Genomic DNA, 4210 nt, shown 5'->3' on the forward strand with positions numbered 1-4210 from the left:
GCAGGCCTGCCGAAGGACAGGCCTGCTTCGTGAACTGACTCGCGGCAGCTGTTTGAGCGCAGCGCGCCAGCGCGTAGCGAGTTCTGCCGCGGGCCGGGTTCGTGAGCATCGCAGCGGAGTCGGCACGCAGTGCCGACCGCCTCACTCTGAGCCCGCGGCGGGCCGGTTCTCGCGCGCCGCCCCCACCGTACAAATTGCGCCGACCGAGAACGCACAGCCAATCAATTGCGCACCTGAGCAGACCAAGCCGAGACAACGCGGCACAAACAAGCCGTCCAAGCGCCAAGAGAGACAAGAAGCACCATGGACTTTGAACTGACCGAAGAGCAACGCGCCTTCGCCGACACCGCCCGCGCCTTCGCCGCCAGCGAGTTCGCGCCGCATGCCGCGCAGTGGGACCGCGAAGCGATCTTTCCGCGCGAGGCCATCGCCAAGGCGGGCGAACTGGGCTTCTGCGGCCTGTACGCGCCCGAGCGCATCGGCGGGCTGGGCCTGCCGCGGCTGGACGCGGCGCTGGTGTTCGAAGAGATGGCCGCCATTGACCCCTCGACCACCGCCTTCATCACCATCCACAACATGGCGACGTGGATGCTCGGCACCTGGGGCACCGACGCCGTCTGCATGCAGTGGGGCGAGGACCTCACCACCGGCCGCAAGCTGGCCTCGTATTGCCTGACCGAACCGGGCGCTGGCTCCGACGCCGGCTCGCTCAAGACCCGCGCCGAGCGCGACGGCGACCACTACGTGATCCACGGTGGCAAGGCCTTCATCTCCGGCGGCGGCTCGACCGACGTGCTGGTGCTGATGGCCCGCACCGGCGGCGCTGGCCCCTCGGGCATCTCGGCCTTTGCCGTACCAGCCGACGCACCGGGCATCCGCTACGGCAAGAAGGAGCACAAGATGGGCTGGAACAGTCAGCCCACCCGAACCATCGACTTCGACGGCGTGCGCATTCCTGCGGATCACCTCCTGGGCCAGGAAGGCGAAGGCTTCCGCATCGCCATGAAGGGGCTGGATGGCGGCCGAATCAACATCGCCACCTGCTCGGTCGGCGCGGCGCAGGGCGCGCTCGATGCCGCGCGCCGCTACCTGCACGAGCGCCAGCAGTTCGGCAAGCCGCTGGCCAGCTTCCAGGCCCTGCAGTTCAAGCTGGCCGACATGGCGACCGAACTGGTCGCGGCGCGGCAGATGGTGCGCCTGGCGGCCAGCAAGCTCGACGCCGGCCATCCGGATGCCAGCACCTATTGCGCCATGGCCAAGCGATTCGCCACCGACGCGGGCTTCGCGGTCTGCAACGAGGCCCTGCAACTGCACGGCGGCTATGGCTACCTGGGCGACTTTCCGCTGGAGCGCCTGCTGCGCGATGCGCGCGTGCACCAGATCCTGGAAGGCACCAACGAGATCATGCGGCTGATCGTCGCTCGCAAGCTCCTCGATGGCGATGCGGATCTGCGCTGACGTCCAGTCACGCCTCGCCGAGCCGCCAAACGAATCCCACTGCAGTCCCGTCCTTGATATCGCCGCGCGCCCTGCGTCGCTAAGCTCCCCGCCCATGACCGAACCTGTCGTCCTTTTCGATTCCCTGCCCACCGCCAACGGCAAGCGCTTCGGCGTCGCCACGCTCAATGCACCGGCTTCCCTCAACTCGCTGTCCGTCGACATGGTGCGGCTACTCACGCCGAAGCTGCGCGAGTGGGCCGCCGATGACCAGGTCGTCGGCGTGCTGCTGCAGGCGGCAGGCGAAAAAGCCTTCTGCGCCGGTGGCGACCTGCGCCAGCTCTACCAGACCCTGCTGGACTGCGGCGAGCGCCGCAACGAATACGCCGAGCGCTTCTTTGCCGAGGAATACGAACTCGACCACCTGATCCATACCTTTCCCAAGCCCTTCCTGTGCTGGGGCCATGGCATCGTGATGGGCGGCGGCGTGGGCCTGATGGTCGGCGCCTCGCACCGTGTGGTGACCGAGGGCAGCCGCATCGCCATGCCCGAGATCAACATCGGCCTGTACCCCGATGTGGGCGGCAGCTGGTTCCTGCGCCGCGCGCCGGGGCGCACCGGGCTCTTTCTGGCGTTGACGGCGGCGCAGATCAACGCCGCCGATGCCATCTTGGCCGGCCTGGCCGACGTGCTGGTGCCGCAGGCCCGCAAGGCCCAGGTGCTGGAGGCCATCGGCGCTACCGCTTGGCAGGGCGAGGGCGAGGCCGACCGCGCGCTGCTCTCTCGCATCCTGGCCGCCGCGGCCGAAGAGGCGCCCCGTCTGCCTTCGAAGCTGCGCGAGCACTACGACACCATCGAAGCGCTGATGGCCGGCGATGACCTGCTGGACATCGCCAAGCGCCTGCGGGCGCTGAAGTCCGACGACAGCTGGTTGCAGAACGCCGCCACCGCCTTCACCAAGGGCGCGCCCAGTTCCATCGCGTTGTCGTGGGAACTGTGGCGCCGCGTGCCGCGCATGTCGCTGGCAGAGGTGTTTCGGCTGGAGTATTGGGCGTCGCTCGGCTTCTGCGCCCACAAGGACTTCGCCGAAGGCATCCGCGCCGTGCTGGTCGACAAGGACCGCAACCCGAAATGGCAGCCAGCGACGCTGGAAGAACTCACGCCCGCGTTCGTGCAGGACCATCTGCGCGAACGAGGCGCCATGGCGCCGGAACTGGTGCCGCTGCGCTGAGCGGCTGCGGGCGACCCGTTCGCAGTCGCCCCGGCCGTTCACAGGGCACCACCACCGAACCCCGCACCGGCAGGCCCGCCTTCTCGTCCGCTGACATCACCCAAGACACCCAAGGAGACACACATGAAGATCGCATTCATCGGCCTCGGCAACATGGGCGGGCCCATGGCCCTGAACCTCCACAAGGCCGGCCATGCCGTGAGTGCCTTCGACCTCTCGGCCGCCGCATGCGATGCGCTGCGGGCACAGGGGGTGGCCATCGCCGCGTCGGCGTCCGCCGCGGTGAGCGGTGCCGAGGTGGTGGTCAGCATGCTGCCCGCCAGCCAGCATGTGGAGTCGCTCTACCTGGGGGAGGGCGGCCTGCTGGCGCAGATCGAATCCGGCACGCTGGTCATCGATTCGAGCACCATCGCCGCCGCCACCTCGCGCAAGGTGGCCGAGGCCGGCGCCGCACGCGGCATCGCCGTCATCGATGCGCCGGTGTCGGGCGGCACGGGCGGCGCCATCGCCGGCACGCTGACCTTCATGGTGGGCGGCAGCGAGGCCGACCTGGCCCGCGCCCGCCCCGTGCTGGAGAAGATGGGCGCCAACATCTTCCACGCAGGCGGCCCTGGTGCCGGACAGACCGCCAAGATCTGCAACAACATGCTCCTGGGCATCCTGATGATCGGCACCTCCGAAGCCATCGTTCTGGGCGTGGCCAACGGGCTGGACCCGAAGGTGCTCTCCGAGATCATGCGCCGCAGCTCCGGCGGCAACTGGGCGCTGGAGAAGTACAACCCGCTGCCCGGTGTGATGGAAACAGCGCCCGCATCCAAGGGCTATGCCGGTGGCTTCGGCACCGACCTGATGCTCAAGGACCTGGGTCTGGCGCAGGAGAACGCCACGGCCGTCAAGGCCAGCACGCCGCTGGGCGGCCTGGCGCGCAGCCTGTATGCGGCGCACAGCCTCGCGGGGCACGGGGCGCTGGACTTCTCCAGCGTGATACGGATGGTGCAGAGGGCGGGGTGAAAACCAGCGCTGGTCGGGGCCGAGGGAGGCGATGGGCCTTTCAGGCCACCGTCTCGATCCCGGCCCAGCCGGCATCCGGGTAGCGCGCGCCGGCCGTGGCGCCGGGCGGGAAGAGGGCGTCCAGCGCCTCGACCTGCGCGGCGCTCAGCGTGACGGCTGCCGCGCCGATGTTCTGCGCCAGATGCGTCTGCCGGCGCGCGCCAGGAATCGGCAGGACGTTGCGTCCCCGATGCAGCGTCCAGGCCAGGGCGAGTTGCGTGGGCGCCAGGCCCCATTGCGCGGCCAGCGCCTTCAAGGCGTCCACCTGCCGCCGATTGGCCTCGGCCGCCTCGCCGTTGAAGCGGGGCAGGGCGCGACGGAAGTCGCCTTCGTCCAGATCCGATGCCGCGGGAAGGGCGCCCGTGAGCATGCCTCGGCCCAGCGGGCTATAGGCCACCAGGGCGATGCCCAGCTGTTGCGTGAGGGGCAGCAACTCGGCGTCGAGCCCGCGCTCCCACAGCGACAACTCGCTCTGCAGCGCCGCCACCGGAT

General features: G+C 69.4%; 4 protein-coding genes. 3 read left to right on the forward strand and 1 reads right to left on the reverse strand.

From position 1 onward, the window contains the following. The first annotated feature begins 303 nt into the window (after positions 1-303). The 3 genes from QZ772_RS24570 to mmsB all read left to right on the forward strand — a co-directional run bounded on the left by QZ772_RS24570 (position 304) and on the right by mmsB (position 3679). Positions 304-1458 carry an acyl-CoA dehydrogenase family protein gene (locus tag QZ772_RS24570; RefSeq protein ID WP_295532360.1) on the forward strand — a complete coding sequence of 385 codons (1155 nt, stop codon included), beginning with the start codon at positions 304-306 and terminating at the stop codon, positions 1456-1458. A 94-nt stretch (positions 1459-1552) separates the two neighbouring features. Beyond that, complete coding sequence (locus tag QZ772_RS24575) at positions 1553-2668, forward strand: enoyl-CoA hydratase/isomerase family protein (RefSeq protein ID WP_295532361.1); 1116 nt, start codon at positions 1553-1555, stop codon at positions 2666-2668. Between the two features lie 123 nt (positions 2669-2791). Beyond that, positions 2792-3679, forward strand: a complete 888-nt coding sequence (gene mmsB, locus QZ772_RS24580) for a 3-hydroxyisobutyrate dehydrogenase (protein ID WP_295532362.1) — start codon at positions 2792-2794, stop codon at positions 3677-3679. Between the two features lie 40 nt (positions 3680-3719). Here mmsB and QZ772_RS24585 read toward each other — a convergent pair. Further along, on the reverse strand, positions 3720-4210 hold a 491-nt coding region (locus QZ772_RS24585), incomplete at its 5' end, for an aldo/keto reductase (RefSeq protein WP_295532363.1).

The organism is uncultured Pseudacidovorax sp. (genome assembly GCF_913773995.1).
In the GTDB taxonomy this organism is placed as follows: Bacteria; Pseudomonadota; Gammaproteobacteria; order Burkholderiales; family Burkholderiaceae_C; genus Xenophilus.